The sequence below is a fragment of the Arhodomonas sp. AD133 genome (assembly GCF_051195215.1).
Taxonomy (GTDB): domain Bacteria; phylum Pseudomonadota; class Gammaproteobacteria; order Nitrococcales; family Nitrococcaceae; genus Arhodomonas.
The window spans coordinates 50528-64502 of record NZ_JBNAZM010000001.1 but is presented as its reverse complement, the minus strand read 5'-3'; the positions used below and the strand labels follow the sequence as shown (position 1 = coordinate 64502).

The window sequence follows — 13975 nt, the reverse complement described above, 5'->3', positions numbered from 1 at the left end:
ATGGTTCCGTCGGCCTTGCGCGTTTTGACCTGGGACAAGGTTCCACAACCCGCGGAACCCGGCATCCGAGGACTTCGGCGCACATTCTTTGATCCCGGACAACACTTCGTCTGCGCGGAGCGCTGTGACGGGGACGAACGTACCGGCGTGCGCATTCTTCAGCGTGCACTGCAGGCGCCGGCGCGCCAGATCGCGGAGAACTCGGCCGTGGACGGTGGCGTGGTCGTCAGCCGCATGCTCGACAGCGAGGGCGCCATCGGCTTCGACGCCGCCCGCAACGCCTACGTGGACCTGATCGAGGCGGGCATCGTCGATCCCACCAAAGTCGTGCGAATCGCGCTGGAGAATGCCGTTTCCGTCGCCAGTGTGCTACTCCTTACAGAGGCCACCATGACGGAAATTCCGGAGAAAGAGCGGGAAGGGCCGGCAACGCCGGAAATGGGCCTGTAGAGCGGTGCCGTTACCGGCGCGCGCAGGCGGCCCTTCCCCACATCGCGCACAGGCTGTCGCCGCGCGACGGGTACAACGGCATGACGGAACCGGGCCCGAGGGCGGCCTCGCGGGACCGCGAGGCGCTGACAGACCAGCTCCTGGAGATCGTCCACCGCCTGGTGCGTGAGTCGCACCCCGGGGCGACGGCACCGCCGGCGGTTGCGCTCGAATCGCGGCTGGACCGGGACCTGGGACTGGACAGCATGGCACGAGCCGAGCTCGTGCTGCGCGTGGAGCGGGCGTTCAACGTGGATTTGCCCGAACAGGCGCTGGCCGCCGACACGCCCGCCGAGCTGCTGGAGGCGATCGTCAGCGCCCATGGCCACGCCAGCGCCGACCGCCCCCAGCCGTCGCCGATGGAGATCCCCCCGGTCACCGGGGCTCCGAGACAGGCGACCACCCTCACCGACGCATTGGACTGGCACCTGGACCGCCACGCCGACCGCCCGCACCTGACGATCTACGCCTCCGACGGGCCACCGGAGACGCTGAGCTACGCAGAGCTCGACCGGCGCGCACGGACGGTCGCCGGGGGACTGACGGCGCGGGGGATACGCCGGGGCGATGCCTTGGCGCTGATGCTGCCCACGGGCGCCGAGTACTTCACGGCGTTTCTGGCGGCGTTGCGCATCGGCGCCACGCCGGTGCCGATCTACCCACCGGCGCGTGCAAGTCAGCTCGAAGAGCATCTTCGCCGCCACGGCCGTATCCTGACCAACGCCGAGGTGCGGGTTCTGATCACCGTGGCCGAGGCGCGGCAAGTGGCGAGGCTGTTGCGCGCCGAAGCACCGCGGCTGGAAGGCATCGTCACCGTTGACGAGCTGACCCGACCGGAAACATCCGGCGAGGATGAAGCAGCCGGCAGCGACGATCTCGCGCTGCTCCAGTACACCTCCGGCAGCACGGGTGACCCGAAGGGCGTGACCCTGACTCACGCGCAGCTTCTCGCCAACATCCGCGCGATGGGCGAGCGTCTGGATGTCACCCCGGAGGATGTATTCGTCAGCTGGCTGCCGCTCTACCACGATATGGGCCTGATCGCCGCCTGGCTGGGCAGCCTGTACTACGCAATGCCGCTGGTGGTGATGTCGCCGCTGGGCTTTCTCGCCCGGCCATTGCGGTGGCTGGAGATCATTCACCAGCACGGCGGCACGATCTCCGGGGGGCCGAATTTCGGCTACGAGCTGTGCCTGCGTGCCATTACGTCCGAACGCCTCGAAGGCGTGGATCTCTCCGGCTGGCGGGTGGCTTTCAACGGCGCGGAACCGGTCAGCCCTGTCACCATGGAGCGGTTCGCCGAGGCATTCGCTCCCCACGGGTTCCGACGTGAGGCACTGATGCCCGTCTACGGCCTCGCCGAGGCGGCCGTGGGACTGTGCGTACCCACGCCGGGACGGGGACCGGTGAGCGACCGGGTCGGCCGCGAGAAGTTCGTCGCCACCGGCAAAGCGGAGCCGGTCCACGGTGACGAGCCGGCGTTGACGTTCGTCAACTGCGGGCCGCCGCTTTCCGGGCACGAAGTCCGCATCGTCGGCGCCGCCGGCCAGGAGCTCGCGGAGCGGCGCGAGGGCGAGATCGAGTTCCGGGGACCTTCCGCCACCGACGGCTATCTGTACAACGAGGATGCCACCCGTTCTCTGTACGACGGTCCATGGCTGCGAACCGGTGATCGCGGGTACCTGGTCGGCGGCGACGTACACATCAGCGGACGCAGCAAGGATGTCATCGTTCGCGGCGGACGCAACGTCTACCCCTATGAGCTCGAAGAAGCCGTGGGGCGACTGCAAGGGGTGCGCAAGGGGTGCGTCGCCGTGTTCGGAAACCCGGACGCGGAAACCGGCGTGGAAGCGCTCGTGGTAGTCGCCGAGACCCGAGTCAAGGACACCGACGAGCGCGAGCGCCTGGCGCAGGCCATTCGCGAGGCGACGGTGGACATCATCAACCTGCCGGCCGATGACGTGCGCCTGGTGCCACCGCACAGCGTGCTCAAGACGTCCAGCGGGAAGATCCGGCGCGCGGCGACACGTGAGCTCTACCGCAGCGCACGCCTGGGCGCCCCCACGGCGGCGGCGTGGTGGCAGGTGCTCCGGCTGGCGACGGAAAGCGCCGTCACTCGCCTGCGCGCACGGACGGCCCGTCTGGGGGAGTGGGGTTATGCCGTCTACGCCTGGGCGGTGTTCGGGGTGATGGCCACGCTGGTCGGGTCGAGCGCGGTGGTGCTTCCGAGGCGGCAATGGCGTTGGTGGCTGGCGCGCCGATGCGTGCGGCTCGCAGCGGCAATGACGGGCATCCGCATCCAGCGCGAAGGTATCGAGCATTTGACTGACTGCGGCCCCTGCGTGCTGGTCGCCAACCACGCGAGCTATCTCGACGCACTCGTGCTCACGGCGGCGCTACCCCGGGACTTCCGCTACCTGGCCAAGCGCGAGCTCGGCCGAAACGCCCTGGTGCGCGTGCTGTTGCGGCGGCTGGGTACGTTGTTCGTCGAACGCCTCGACCCGCAGGCGGCGAGCGAGGATACGCAGCAGGCCTTCGTGGCGATCGAACGGGGCGATTCCCTTGCCGTTTTCCCGGAAGGCACGCTGCATCGTGGCGCCGGCCTTGGCGCCTTTCACATGGGCGCCTTCGTTGCCGCCGTGCGTAACGGCATCGCGGTTGTTCCGGTCGCTCTGCGGGGTACCCGCTCGCTGATGCGCGGTAGTGACTGGTTGCCGCGTCCCGGCCCGGTGGGCGTTTGCGTCGGTGCACCGCTCGAACCACACAGCGATGGCTGGTCCGAGGCCGTCAGGCTCCGCGAGGCGAGCCGGACGTTCATCCTGGACCGATGTGGCGAGCCCGATCTGGCGTCCTGAACCCGCCCTGATTGACGGCTCGTGCTACTACCTTGGCCGTTGATTCACGTCAACGTGTACCGCCACCCCGCGATCTAGATTGCCTCGAGGGTCGATTTTCACGTCATTCGATCCTGCATTCCGCGCGTCTGGTTGTACAACGATCGGCTAGGCCGAAGGAGTATGTGACATGGCCAACGAAAGCGGGAAAGACGTTTCCCGGTCCCCCGAGACCACCACGCCGGCCCCTGCCTCCCGCGGATGGGCGCCGTGGGAGGAGATGGAGCGGTTCTTCGAGGACGTCTTCAATCGCGGATGGTTGCGGCCGGCGCGATGGCAGCGTCCGCCCTGGGACCAGTTCGCCGCCATGGAGCCACGGCTGCCGAAGGTCGACGTCGTCGACCGTGACAAGGAGATCGTGGTGCGTGCCGAGGTCCCGGGCATCAAACGTGAGGATATCGATGTCTCGGTGACCGACGACACGGTGACGATCAAGGGCGAGACCCGCAGCGAGACACGGGACGAGGGCGGCGATTATTATCGCTGCGAGATCACGCAAGGCGCGTTCGCGCGCACCGTGGCGCTGCCCGGGGATGTGGACGCGGACAAGGCGAAAGGCGAGTTCAAGGATGGCATCCTCGAGTTGACCCTGCCGAAAATCAAGGAATCCCGGCGGCGGCGGATCGAGGTGAAGTAGGATCGCGCATGGGTATCGCCACCTCCGGTGTCGCGCCACGCCGCCGTGGCACCTCGGGAGCGCGCCGAGCGGTGGCAAACCCATGACCGCGTTCGTAAACTATCCGGGTGCGGCCTGAGCCGTGCCCGTCGGGAGGGGCCGGTCATGTCAGTGGGCGAGTATTGCACCCGTGACGTCATCATCATGCGTGGCGACGAGTCGGTGGCGGCCGCGGCGAAACTCATGCGCGAGCAGCACATTGGCGATGTGGTCCTGGTCGAGGACCGTGGTGACGTCCGTCGCCCGACAGGCATCGTGACCGATCGGGACCTGGTGGTGGAGGTCATGGCTACCGGGTTGCAGGCGGAGACCCTCGCGCTGCGCGACATCGTCACCGAGTCGGCCTATCTGGTACGCGAGGATGACAGCCTCTTCGACGCCCTGGAGCTGATGCGCCATCAGGCCGTGCGTCGGGTACCGGTCGTCGACGATGCGGGGGATTTGGTCGGCCTGATTGCCGTGGACGACGTCATCGGGCTGCTCGCGGAGATGCTCGACGACCTGGCCGCTGTCGTCGAGCGCCAACGCGAACGCGAGCAAGCGCGCCGCCCCTGAGGGATTCCGAGCATCGGAGCCGCTGGACCCGCGGCCCTGCGGGAGGCACCGCCATGACAGATCGTGACGCGCCGGCACCGGTTGCCACCTCCGTCGTCATCGAAGCGGAAGACGTGCGTCTGAGCGCCGATGTCACCCGGCCGCGCAGCGCCGCCGCCTACGGCGTGGTGGTATTCGCCCACGGCAGCGGCAGCAGCCGGCTGAGCCCCCGCAATCGTGCCGTTGCCGCACGACTGGTCGACAGCGGACTGGCGACGGTGCTCCTCGATCTTCTGACCGCGGCGGAAGAGCGGGAGGACGAGGTCACCCGCGAGTACCGCTTTGATATCCCGCTGCTTGCCAGCCGTCTGGTCGCCGCTACGGACTGGCTGTCGGACCAGGACACGCTCGCCGGCCTGCCGGTGGGATATTTCGGCGCGAGCACGGGCGCCGCCGCGGCGCTGATCGCGGCGGCCCGACGCCCCGACCGCGTCTCCGCGGTCGTCTCCCGGGGCGGACGTCCGGACCTGGCGGAGCGCTATCTGGACCGGGTGCGCGCGCCCACGTTGCTGATCGTGGGTGGGAACGACCCGCTGGTCCTGGATCTCAACCGCCGCGCCGCCCGCCCGATGCGTCGTGTCGCGCGCATCGAGATCGTTCCCGGCGCCACGCACTTGTTTCAGGAGCGCGGCGCGCTGGAACGCGTCTCCGAGCTGGCCTGCGAGTGGTTTCTGCAATACCTGGACGGGAAACGGACCGGGGGCAATGACCGCTCGGGGGAATAGAGAGTTACTCCGCGGTTCCTGAACGGGGAAACGCAGAGCCAACGCTCACGAAGAGCGACCCAGCGACGAGGTAGCTCGAATCGCTACTACCGGCGCGCTACTGGCCCTGGGCACACGAACGTGAGAGAGGAATCGCGCCGGTGCGCGTCGCACAGACGATCACCGCGGTGCGTGGAAGGCCCGGGCAGCCCATACGGCCACCCGGACGCGTTGCATCAACTGGACGCCTTGGTCCCCTTTGCCGGCTTTTCCGCAGTCTGCCCGGTCTTGGCGGCCGATTGCGGCGCAGCGGTCTCCGCCGCCGTTTGCTGTATGCCTTCCATGGCATCCTTCCACGCCTGAAACGCCGCATTTACAGGGAATGCCAGCGCATTCGCAGCCGGGCCGGCATCGGCCAGATGTTCGGCAGCGTCGAACCATGCATGCCATAGCGGCTCGCGGCCATCGATAGCGGCGCGCACGAGTGTGGCATTGCCCTTGGCGAAAGGCTCCGTGTAGGGCACGGATTCCTCGAACCGCGTGCAGGCATCCACCCAGTCGCGTTCCAGCGCGAGGGTGTCGTCGACCGCCCGACGGGCGACCCCGAGTATTTCCCGGTACGGTCCATCCCAGCCGCCGGGGTTCGTCGGCAGGGCACTCATGCGGTTCAGGGTCCCGACGGTCAGATCCTGGCAGATCCGAAGCCAACGGGCCTCCAGCGCCATGAATTCCTGGGGTTGCGTGCTCTCTGTCATGAACTCCACCAACTCCGAATAGCTGACTGTGTCGATCCGCAAGTCCGTGACTCACGGCGATGCCCGTTACCCTTCATCCCCGAACTGTGAGTCTCGTATGGGTGACCAATAGCGGCATTGACGTGTGTCAACGGTGGGCATCGCGCGAATGTGCTACAGCTCAAATATGGGATTCGACCGGAATCGGAACGTATGAGCCAGAGCGACCTTTCGCTATTCGCCCCGGCGGCGAGCGCGGAATACGGCCACCGGGTGGCGGCTGCATTGGACAGCCGTTTGACGGCGCACGAGGAACGCGCCTTCGAGGATGGCGAGCACAAAAGCCGCCCATTGGAGAGCGTGCGCGGGCGCGATGTCTACGTCATTCAGGCCCTCTACGGTGACGCCGAGCAGAGCGTGAACGACAAGCTCCTGCACCTGCTGTTTTTGCTGGGAACACTACGGGACGCCCAGACCGAGCGGGTAACGGCGGTGATTCCCTATCTCGCCTACGCCCGCAAGGATCGTCGGACCAAACCCCATGACCCGGTCACCACCCGGTATCTGGCGGAGCTCATCGAATCCATGGGCGTGGACCGCGTCGTTGCGGTCGACGTGCACAATCCCGCGGCGTTCGAGAACGCCTTCCGCGTGCCCACGGTACATCTGGAAGCGCGGCCGCTGTTCGCCCGGGCGCTCACGGACGCAATGACCGATGGCGAGCTTGCGATCGTCTCCCCGGACACCGGCGGCTACAAACGCGCGGAGCACCTCAGGGAAACCCTGGCCGAGCGAACCGCCATCACCCCCAGCATGGCGTTCCTGGAGAAGAAACGCAGCGAGGGGATAGTGTCCGGCGACGCGATGGTGGGCGACGTCGCCGGCAAGACCGCCATCATCGTGGATGACCTCGTGAGCACCGGCGGCACCATTGCGCGTGCGGCCGCGGCCTGTCAGCAGGGCGGCGCACAACGCGTCTACGCCGTCGCCACTCACGGTCTGTTCACCGGGGATGCCAGCCGAGTCCTGGCGGAGGCGTCTCTGGAACGACTGCTGATCGCCGACACCGTGCCGCCATTTCGTCTCTCGCCAGCGCTGCGGCAGGCGCGACTGGACGTCGTGGATACGACACCTCTGGTCGCCGGGGCAATCCGCTGCATGCACGAAAATCACTCGGTCGTCGATATGATGGAGGCGTGGTAACGTGCGCGGTCACCCGGCGCGCGTTCTGCTCCCATCTCCGCAACCGCCTGCTCGCGCATCGAGCCGACGGTGTGTGCGGTTTCGTCGCGAATCGACGTGCAACGATGCGCGGGGCGCGTATTCGCTGATCGGGGAGTCGGGCTAGAGCACATATCGCTGTGCCAGGGTGAGATACTCGACGGCGCGGTGCATCCACTTGTCACGATCGCGCGCCGGGTCCCTGTCCAGGTGCCAGACACCGAGCTTCGCCCAGAGCAGGGCACGGCGGGCCATGAATAACGCGCAGAGCCTGGCGGTCGGCTCGTCAGCGGCCAACTCGGCATAGCGGCGGACGAGTCGCCTGCCCACCCAGCCCGCCTGCCGGCGCTCGCATTCCATGGCGAGCAGGCCGAGCTCGTCGACGGCGTCCAGCGTGCGCAGATCACGGCTGAATTCCAGACAGTCGATGACCACGGGCTGCGGGGAGAAATAGACGTGCTCCGGCCTGAGGTCGCCATGGCCTTCCACGACCCGGCCGGCCCGGGCGCGCTCCATTAGTGTCGACGCCTGCGCGTCCACCATCCGCGTGAGCGCATTGCCCACGCGCCGAACCAGCGACCGGTCGAGCCCGTAGCGTGGCGCGGTGAGGGCCTCTAGGTCAGCCTGGATGTCCTGGTACAACCGCGCCAGGTAATGATCCGGACTCCGGCAGGCGCCGGGTAGCTTCTCGTAAAAACGGGTCAGGGTGGTGGCCAGAGCATCCACGCACTGCAAAGAAGGCCCGCCACATTCCAGCAGTCGCTCCAGGCTGGCGGCAGCGGGCAGGCGCCGCATCCGCACCAGGTGCTCGACAGCCGCGCCGTTACCATCCAGGGCGAGACCATTCGCGACCGTCTCCGTGACAGCGCTCACGCCGAGGTAGACGGCCGGTGCCAGACGGCGGTTGAGGCGGACTTCCGCCGCGCACTGTCTGCGCCGGGCCGCTACGCTCGAGTAATCCAGGTAGGCGTATTGCAGCGGCTTCTTGAGCTTGAGAACGGTCGAGGCGGTGAGGAAGAGCCACGACAGGTGCGTCTCCAGCACTTCCACGCCATCGTGGTCGTCGCCGGCACCGGCGCTCCGAGCCAGGTAATCGACCACCTCGCGCTGGCGCTCCCGTTGTGCTTGCAAAGACGCTGTCTGCATTCCGTGCTCACCCTCGCCGGTCGATCAGGGCCCGAGCGTCAAAGGGCCGTCGTCGCCGTATCGCACCCGGGAACCGAGGCGGGCACACTCGCGCACCATGGTCCGCGCCAGCCATTGCCGGTCTTCGCCGTGAGCACGCTCGATACGCATCCGCCGTATGCGCGTGGGCACCATGTCCAGCCCCTGCAGCCGTCCCGAGGCGGAATCCAGGCGCGGGAAGTACATCAGGCCAAGATCGCCACGGTAACGATCATGCCCGCCAATACCCTCGTAGTCGTTGAGAAAATCGCCGCAGCCATAAAGAATCAGGCGGTTCCGGTGGACTTCCAGTCCTTTGACGTGGTGTGACGAATGGCCGTGGACCACGTCGACGCCGGCCCTGTCGATCAATCCGCGGGCGAACCGGCGCGCGGTCGCTGACACCTCGAACCCCCAGTTGCCGCCCCAGTGCAGCGAGAACAGCACGATGTCGCCGCGGCGACGCTGCGCGGTCACAGTGGTGGCGAGCGCCCTGAGCGTCTGCTCCGAGAGATCGGGCAGGCGGCGAACGCCGGGGTTTGCCGGCGTCGCGGCCCAGCCCGGAGGTACGCCGCTGTCACCAGTGGCTGCCGCGAACACCAGCAGACGTCCGCCGTTACCGATCGGCAGCCGGGCGGGGGAGGCGGCCGCCGTGCCATCGGCCCCCGCACCGGCATGCGCGAGCCCGGCGTTGTCGAGCACCTGCAGTGTCTCCCGCAGGCCTGCGCTGCCCCAGTCGAGCACATGATTGTTCGCGAGCACGCAACAGTCGATACCCGCAGCCGTGAGACAGGGCACATTCCTCGGGTGCATGCGGTAGTTGATGCCCTTCGGCGCGGCATCGTCACTGGTCGTGACGCTGGTCTCCAGATTGATGATCCGCGCCGCGGGGGCGCGGGCATCGAGCTCACTGAGCGCCTCGCCCCAGATGTAGTCGAATGACACCGGGCGCTGAATGCAGCCATTGACCGATTCGGCGAGGGCCACGTAATAACGGGCATTCCGGACGAACGCCTCGTGCAGCTGCGGATCGCCGGGGTGAGGCAGGATCTGGTCGACGCCACGCCCCGTCATCACGTCACCGCATAGAAACAGCGTGATCATGGCAACCTCACCGGTTCACGGGCATTGCTTGCATCATTCCGCGCGGAGTGCATCGATGGGGTCAAGGTCGGCAGCGCGCCGGGCGGGCCACGCGCCGGCGATCAGGCCGATCAGACCCGCGACCGCGATGGCGGCGACGGCGAATTCCCAGGGGGTGTGCACGGGCAACCCCGGCACCACCACCCTCAGGAGCTGCCCCCCGGCGGCCCCCAGCGCGAGCCCGGTCGCGCCTCCGAGCGTTGCCAGTACCACTGCTTCACCGAGAAAGAGCATCATGACCTGACCGCGGCTGGCGCCCAGCGCGCGCAACAGGCCGACTTCAGCGGTACGCTCGCGCACTGCGATGGTCATGATGGTGAGTATGCCCACCGCGCCCACGGCCAGCGAGATCGCACCCAGCGCGCCCACGGCGAACGTGAGCACGTCGAGCACCGAGCCGAGTGTGCTCAGCATCTCCTCTTGGGTGGTCATGGTGAAATCCCGGCGGCCGTGACGTGCCGTCAGCACGGCCGCGACGGCCTCGGCGACCTCGCGGGCGGAGCGGCCCTCACGGTAGAGCACGTCAATCTCCATGACACCGTCACGGTTGAACAGCTCGAGCGCTCGCGCAGTGGGGATGTAGACGGCATCATCCATGTCGAAACCGAGGATCTGGCCCTTGCTCGCCATCACGCCGACGACCCGAAACCGGCTGCCGGCGATGCGTATCCGCTCGCCCAGCGCGTCGCGGGCACCGAAGAGTTCCTCGTGGACCTTGCTCCCCAGCACCGCCAGCGGCCGCGCGGTCGTGGGATCATCCGGCGGCAGGAAACGGCCGATTGCGGGTGCGAACGAGAACACGGCGGGCATCTCGGCGCCGACGCCGAGCACCATCGTGCGACGGGCACGGCGGCCGGATTCCACCTCGGCGTTACCCTGGATGACGCCCATCGACGCGCGTACCCCGGGTATACGCCGCAAGGCCTCGGCGTCGTCGATGGTCAGCGGGCTGACCGTGCCGAATATGCCGATGGAAGCGCCATGGGTGGACTGGCGCCCCGGATTCACGGCGATGATATTCGTGCCGAACTGGCTGAACTCGGCGAGCACGAACCGGTTCAGCCCCTCGCCGATGGAGGTGAGCAGAATCACCGCGGCGATGCCGATGGCGATGCCCAGCGCCGTGAGCGCGCTGCGCAGCCGCAGGGCGACCACGGTGCGCCATGTCAGACGCAGATAGTCGGCGATTCGCATCAGTGACCCGCCAAAGCCACGATAGGATCCAGGCGCGCGGCGCGGCGGGCCGGCAGCCAGGCGAACACCGCCGTGGTCACCAGTGCGATCGCCGCCGCCGCGGCGGGTGCCCAAACCGGCGGCCACGGCTGCAGCACCGGGAACGCCAGGTGGATCAGCGCGCCGCCGACGAGGCCCAGCGCTATGCCGACGACGGTGCCGGCACTCGCGAGCAGCAGGGCTTCGCCGAGGAACAACGCCAGCACCTGCCGCCTGGACGCCCCGAGCGCCCGTAACAGGCCGATTTCCGCCGTGCGCTGACTCACGGCGATGAGCATGACGTTCATGATCAGCACGCCGGCGACAACCAGGCTGATGGCGGCGATGCCGCCCACCGCCAGCGTCAGGCTCGAGAGTATGCGGTCGAAGGCGGCGAGCACCGAGTCCTGGGTGATCACCGTGACGTCGTCCTCGCCCTCATGGCGTTCGCGGATGATTCGTCGCACATCCGCCTGTGCCTGCGCCAGCGCGCCGCGCTCGCGGACCTGGACGAGGATGCGGAACAGCGACGGCGTGTCGAACAGCGCCTGAGCGGAGGCCACCGGTATGATGGCCACATCGTCCATGTCCACGCCCAGGGACTGGCCCCGCTGCACGGAGATGCCGATGACGCGGAAGCGGCGATCACCGATGCGCACCCAACGCCCCAGCGCCGCGGTGTCACCGAAGAGCTCCTGGCGCACGGTCACACCCAGAACGACCACCGGGCTGGGCCGATCGAGCGCTTCTTCGGGCAGAAAACGGCCGGACTCCAGGTGCAGCGAACGCACCGCATCGTAGGCGGCAGTGGTCCCGAGAATGGTGACGTCACGGCTGAACCGCCCGTGGGAAACCGGCGCCTCGCCCACGTTCAGCGGCGCCACCCGGGCGACGGCACGACTGCGATACAGTGCGAGCGCGTCGTCGATGGTGAGGTCGCGGGGAGTGGCACCCACGATGGGCGGCGCGCCGCCGGTGGTTTCGTTGCGCCCCGGCAGCACCACCAGGAGATTGGTGCCCAGAGCAGCGAACTCGCCCGCGACATAACGACGCGCACTCTCGCCGAGACCGGTGAGAACGACCACCGCGGCCACGCCGATGGCCATGGCGGCGAGCATCAACTGGCTACGGTTTCGATAGCCGGCGAGGGCGCGTACGGCGAAACGCACGCCGTCCACGGTGGTCACGACGCGGCCCTCACGCCGTCGTCAGCGGCGACGCGTCCGTCGACCAGGCGGATGTGGCGCCCCGCTCGCCCGCCGATCTCCGGGTCGTGGGTGACGACCACCAACGTGATACCCCCGGTATTGAGGCGTTCGAGCAGGTCGATGACGTCACTGCCGGTGCGGCGGTCGAGATTCCCGGTAGGCTCGTCGGCCAGCAGCAGCGACGGAGAGGTCACGGTAGCCCGCGCGATCGCGGTGCGCTGGCGCTGGCCGGCAGAAAGCTGGCCCGGGAGGTGGCGGGCACGCCCCGTTAGCCCGACGGCCTCCAGCACCTGCATGACGCGTTCCCGCCGCTGCGGCGGTGGCACGCCTGCCAGGGTGAGGGGCAGCTCCACGTTCTCGGCGGCGGTGAGACGCGGGACGAGATGAAAGAACTGGAAGACGAAGCCGATCTTCTCGGCGCGTACCCGGGTACGGACCTCGTCATCGAGGGCGGTGACGTCCCGTCCGTCGATGCGGTAAACGCCACTCGTGGGGCGGTCGAGAAGGCCGAGCACGTGCAGCAGCGTCGACTTGCCGGACCCCGATGGCCCCATGATCGATACGTATTCGCCGTCGGCCAGATCGAGGTCGACGCCATCCAGCGCGCGGACCAGCTCGCCGCCCACGGTGAAATGCCGTTGTACGCCGTCGAGCTGGATCATGGCGTGTCGTCCTCGGTGATGCGCACGGCCATCCCCTCGGTGAGGGTGGCGTGGTCGCTGGAGACGATTACCCGGTCGTCGTCGTCGAGGCCCGCACGCACGGCCGTGAAATCCCAGTTGCGGATCCCCGTGGTCACCTGACGTCGCGCCACACGTCCATCCCGGGTGACGACGAGCACGGCGTCATCACCCGCCATGGCTTCGCTCGGCACGCGCAGCACATCGGTGGCCACGTCCACCAGGATCAACGCATCCGCGCTGTAACCGGGCAGAAGTCGCTGCGTTTCGCTTTCGGCGGTGAAGGTGACTTCCACCTCCACCGTTCTGGCCTGTTTCTCCACGTCCAGAACGTACGGGGCGATACGGGTGACACGGCCATCGAAGACACGTCCGGGAAACGCATCCAGGCTGATGCGCGCAGGCATGTCCACGGCCACCGCCGGCGCGTCCACTTCGTCGATGGGGGCGCTGACCAGCAGCGTGGTGGTATCGATCAGGTCCACCGCCGGGGGCGTCGGGATGCCGATGGGGGAGGGGGTGACGATCTCGCCGAGCTCGGCGTTGACCTCGGCGACGACGCCGTCGAACGGGGCATGCAGCCGAGTGCGCGCCAGGGCCGCCTCGACGGCCGCGATGCGGTGCCGGGCGGTGGTAGCGTCCTTGCGGGCGGCCAGACAGGCGGCAGCGCTGGCGTCGCGTTCGCTGACCGCACGATCCGCCGCTTCCTCCGAGACCGATTCCTGGCTGCGCAAGCGTTGTATGCGATCAGCGTCGCGTTTCGCTGCGCGTGCCTGCACGCAAAGCTGATCGGCGCGGGCGTCCGCGGCTTCGGCGCTCACCCGCGTGACTTCCAGCTCGGCGCGGATATCGTCGTTCCACAGCTCGAGCAGCAGGTCGCCAGCCTCCACCCGCGCGCCTTCGTGAACCGGGAGACTGACGACCTGGCCGCTCGTGCTCGGCGATATACGCGCCCGCCGCGCGGCCTTGACCGTGCCCGCCCGGGTATTGCTCACGGTACGCTCTACCGCGCCGCGCTCGACGGGGGCAATCCGGACTTGCGGCGGAGCAGGGCGGCTCCAGTACCAGACACCGGCAGCCAGCAGCACGAGGACCGCGGTCCAGACGACAAGCCGACGATAGTTACGCAATCGCTTCCCCGTTGGTTTGGGCGAGACGCCCGTCGGTACATGTCGGAGCACGCATTACTGATCTTTCGAATCGCCACTTTGGCTGCACCGCGGCACCGGACGGGGCCGCATGCCCGCCCCCCGTGC

13 protein-coding genes are annotated in these 13975 nt (G+C 68.0%); 6 read left to right on the top strand and 7 right to left on the bottom strand.

Annotation, left to right across the window (positions count from 1 at the left end; all coding sequences use genetic code 11):
• The 5 genes from ACPEES_RS00235 (at position 1) to ACPEES_RS00215 (ending at position 5378) form a co-directional block, all read left to right on the top strand.
• On the top strand, positions 1–450 hold the full coding sequence (locus ACPEES_RS00235) for a TCP-1/cpn60 chaperonin family protein (protein WP_435099546.1): 450 nt from the start codon (positions 1–3) through the stop codon (positions 448–450).
• Positions 451–530: 80 nt separating this feature from the next.
• Complete coding sequence (locus ACPEES_RS00230; protein ID WP_435099543.1) at positions 531–3344, top strand: AMP-binding protein; 2814 nt, start codon at positions 531–533, stop codon at positions 3342–3344.
• Positions 3345–3513: 169 nt separating this feature from the next.
• Positions 3514–4020, top strand: a complete 507-nt coding sequence (locus tag ACPEES_RS00225; protein WP_435099540.1) for an Hsp20/alpha crystallin family protein — start codon at positions 3514–3516, stop codon at positions 4018–4020.
• A gap of 144 nt (positions 4021–4164) precedes the next feature.
• Positions 4165–4614 (top strand): CBS domain-containing protein, encoded by a 450-nt coding sequence (locus ACPEES_RS00220; protein WP_435099537.1) that lies wholly within the window; start codon positions 4165–4167, stop codon positions 4612–4614.
• 53 nt (positions 4615–4667) lie between these two features.
• The gene (locus tag ACPEES_RS00215) at positions 4668–5378 is read left to right on the top strand and encodes a dienelactone hydrolase family protein (protein ID WP_435099534.1); all 711 of its coding nucleotides are present in this window, start codon (positions 4668–4670) and stop codon (positions 5376–5378) included.
• A 215-nt stretch (positions 5379–5593) separates the two neighbouring features.
• On the opposite strand, the gene ACPEES_RS00210 is transcribed toward ACPEES_RS00215, so the two are convergent.
• Positions 5594–6112, bottom strand: coding sequence for a hypothetical protein (locus ACPEES_RS00210; protein WP_435099531.1), 519 nt, complete (start codon positions 6110–6112; stop codon positions 5594–5596).
• Positions 6113–6304: 192 nt separating this feature from the next.
• On the opposite strand from ACPEES_RS00210, the gene ACPEES_RS00205 reads away from it, so the two are divergent.
• Positions 6305–7294: a ribose-phosphate diphosphokinase gene (locus ACPEES_RS00205; RefSeq protein WP_435099528.1), complete on the top strand. Its 990-nt coding sequence runs from the start codon at positions 6305–6307 to the stop codon at positions 7292–7294.
• Positions 7295–7435: 141 nt separating this feature from the next.
• Here ACPEES_RS00205 and ACPEES_RS00200 read toward each other — a convergent pair whose 3' ends face one another.
• Genes ACPEES_RS00200 through ACPEES_RS00175 form a run of 6 tightly spaced genes read right to left on the bottom strand, consistent with a single transcriptional unit; the run spans position 7436 to position 13849 of the window.
• Positions 7436–8458 (bottom strand): hypothetical protein, encoded by a 1023-nt coding sequence (locus ACPEES_RS00200; protein WP_435099525.1) that lies wholly within the window; start codon positions 8456–8458, stop codon positions 7436–7438.
• 24 nt (positions 8459–8482) lie between these two features.
• Positions 8483–9580 (bottom strand): CapA family protein, encoded by a 1098-nt coding sequence (locus tag ACPEES_RS00195; RefSeq protein ID WP_435099522.1) that lies wholly within the window; start codon positions 9578–9580, stop codon positions 8483–8485.
• Between the two features lie 33 nt (positions 9581–9613).
• A complete protein-coding gene (locus ACPEES_RS00190) occupies positions 9614–10813 on the bottom strand; it encodes an ABC transporter permease (RefSeq protein WP_435099519.1) in 1200 nt (399 codons plus the stop codon).
• Positions 10813–12018, bottom strand: coding sequence for an ABC transporter permease (locus ACPEES_RS00185; RefSeq protein WP_435099516.1), 1206 nt, complete (start codon positions 12016–12018; stop codon positions 10813–10815). The genes ACPEES_RS00190 and ACPEES_RS00185 overlap by 1 nt, the downstream gene beginning before the upstream one ends.
• Positions 12015–12701, bottom strand: coding sequence for an ABC transporter ATP-binding protein (locus tag ACPEES_RS00180; protein ID WP_435099513.1), 687 nt, complete (start codon positions 12699–12701; stop codon positions 12015–12017). Before ACPEES_RS00180 ends, ACPEES_RS00185 begins: the two co-directional genes overlap by 4 nt.
• Positions 12698–13849: an efflux RND transporter periplasmic adaptor subunit gene (locus ACPEES_RS00175; RefSeq protein WP_435099510.1), complete on the bottom strand. Its 1152-nt coding sequence runs from the start codon at positions 13847–13849 to the stop codon at positions 12698–12700. Before ACPEES_RS00175 ends, ACPEES_RS00180 begins: the two co-directional genes overlap by 4 nt.
• Positions 13850–13975: the final 126 nt, after the last annotated feature.

Coding starts and splice junctions, on each gene's coding strand:
- ACPEES_RS00200 (WP_435099525.1), bottom strand. CDS start 8,458: ATGCAGACAGCGTCTTTGCAAGCACAACGGGAGCGCCAGCGCGAGGTG.
- ACPEES_RS00215 (WP_435099534.1), top strand. CDS start 4,668: ATGACAGATCGTGACGCGCCGGCACCGGTTGCCACCTCCGTCGTCATC.
- ACPEES_RS00225 (WP_435099540.1), top strand. CDS start 3,514: ATGGCCAACGAAAGCGGGAAAGACGTTTCCCGGTCCCCCGAGACCACC.
- ACPEES_RS00220 (WP_435099537.1), top strand. CDS start 4,165: ATGTCAGTGGGCGAGTATTGCACCCGTGACGTCATCATCATGCGTGGC.
- ACPEES_RS00210 (WP_435099531.1), bottom strand. CDS start 6,112: ATGACAGAGAGCACGCAACCCCAGGAATTCATGGCGCTGGAGGCCCGT.
- ACPEES_RS00190 (WP_435099519.1), bottom strand. CDS start 10,813: ATGCGAATCGCCGACTATCTGCGTCTGACATGGCGCACCGTGGTCGCC.
- ACPEES_RS00230 (WP_435099543.1), top strand. CDS start 531: ATGACGGAACCGGGCCCGAGGGCGGCCTCGCGGGACCGCGAGGCGCTG.
- ACPEES_RS00180 (WP_435099513.1), bottom strand. CDS start 12,701: ATGATCCAGCTCGACGGCGTACAACGGCATTTCACCGTGGGCGGCGAG.
- ACPEES_RS00195 (WP_435099522.1), bottom strand. CDS start 9,580: ATGATCACGCTGTTTCTATGCGGTGACGTGATGACGGGGCGTGGCGTC.
- ACPEES_RS00235 (WP_435099546.1), top strand. CDS start 1: ATGGTTCCGTCGGCCTTGCGCGTTTTGACCTGGGACAAGGTTCCACAA.
- ACPEES_RS00205 (WP_435099528.1), top strand. CDS start 6,305: ATGAGCCAGAGCGACCTTTCGCTATTCGCCCCGGCGGCGAGCGCGGAA.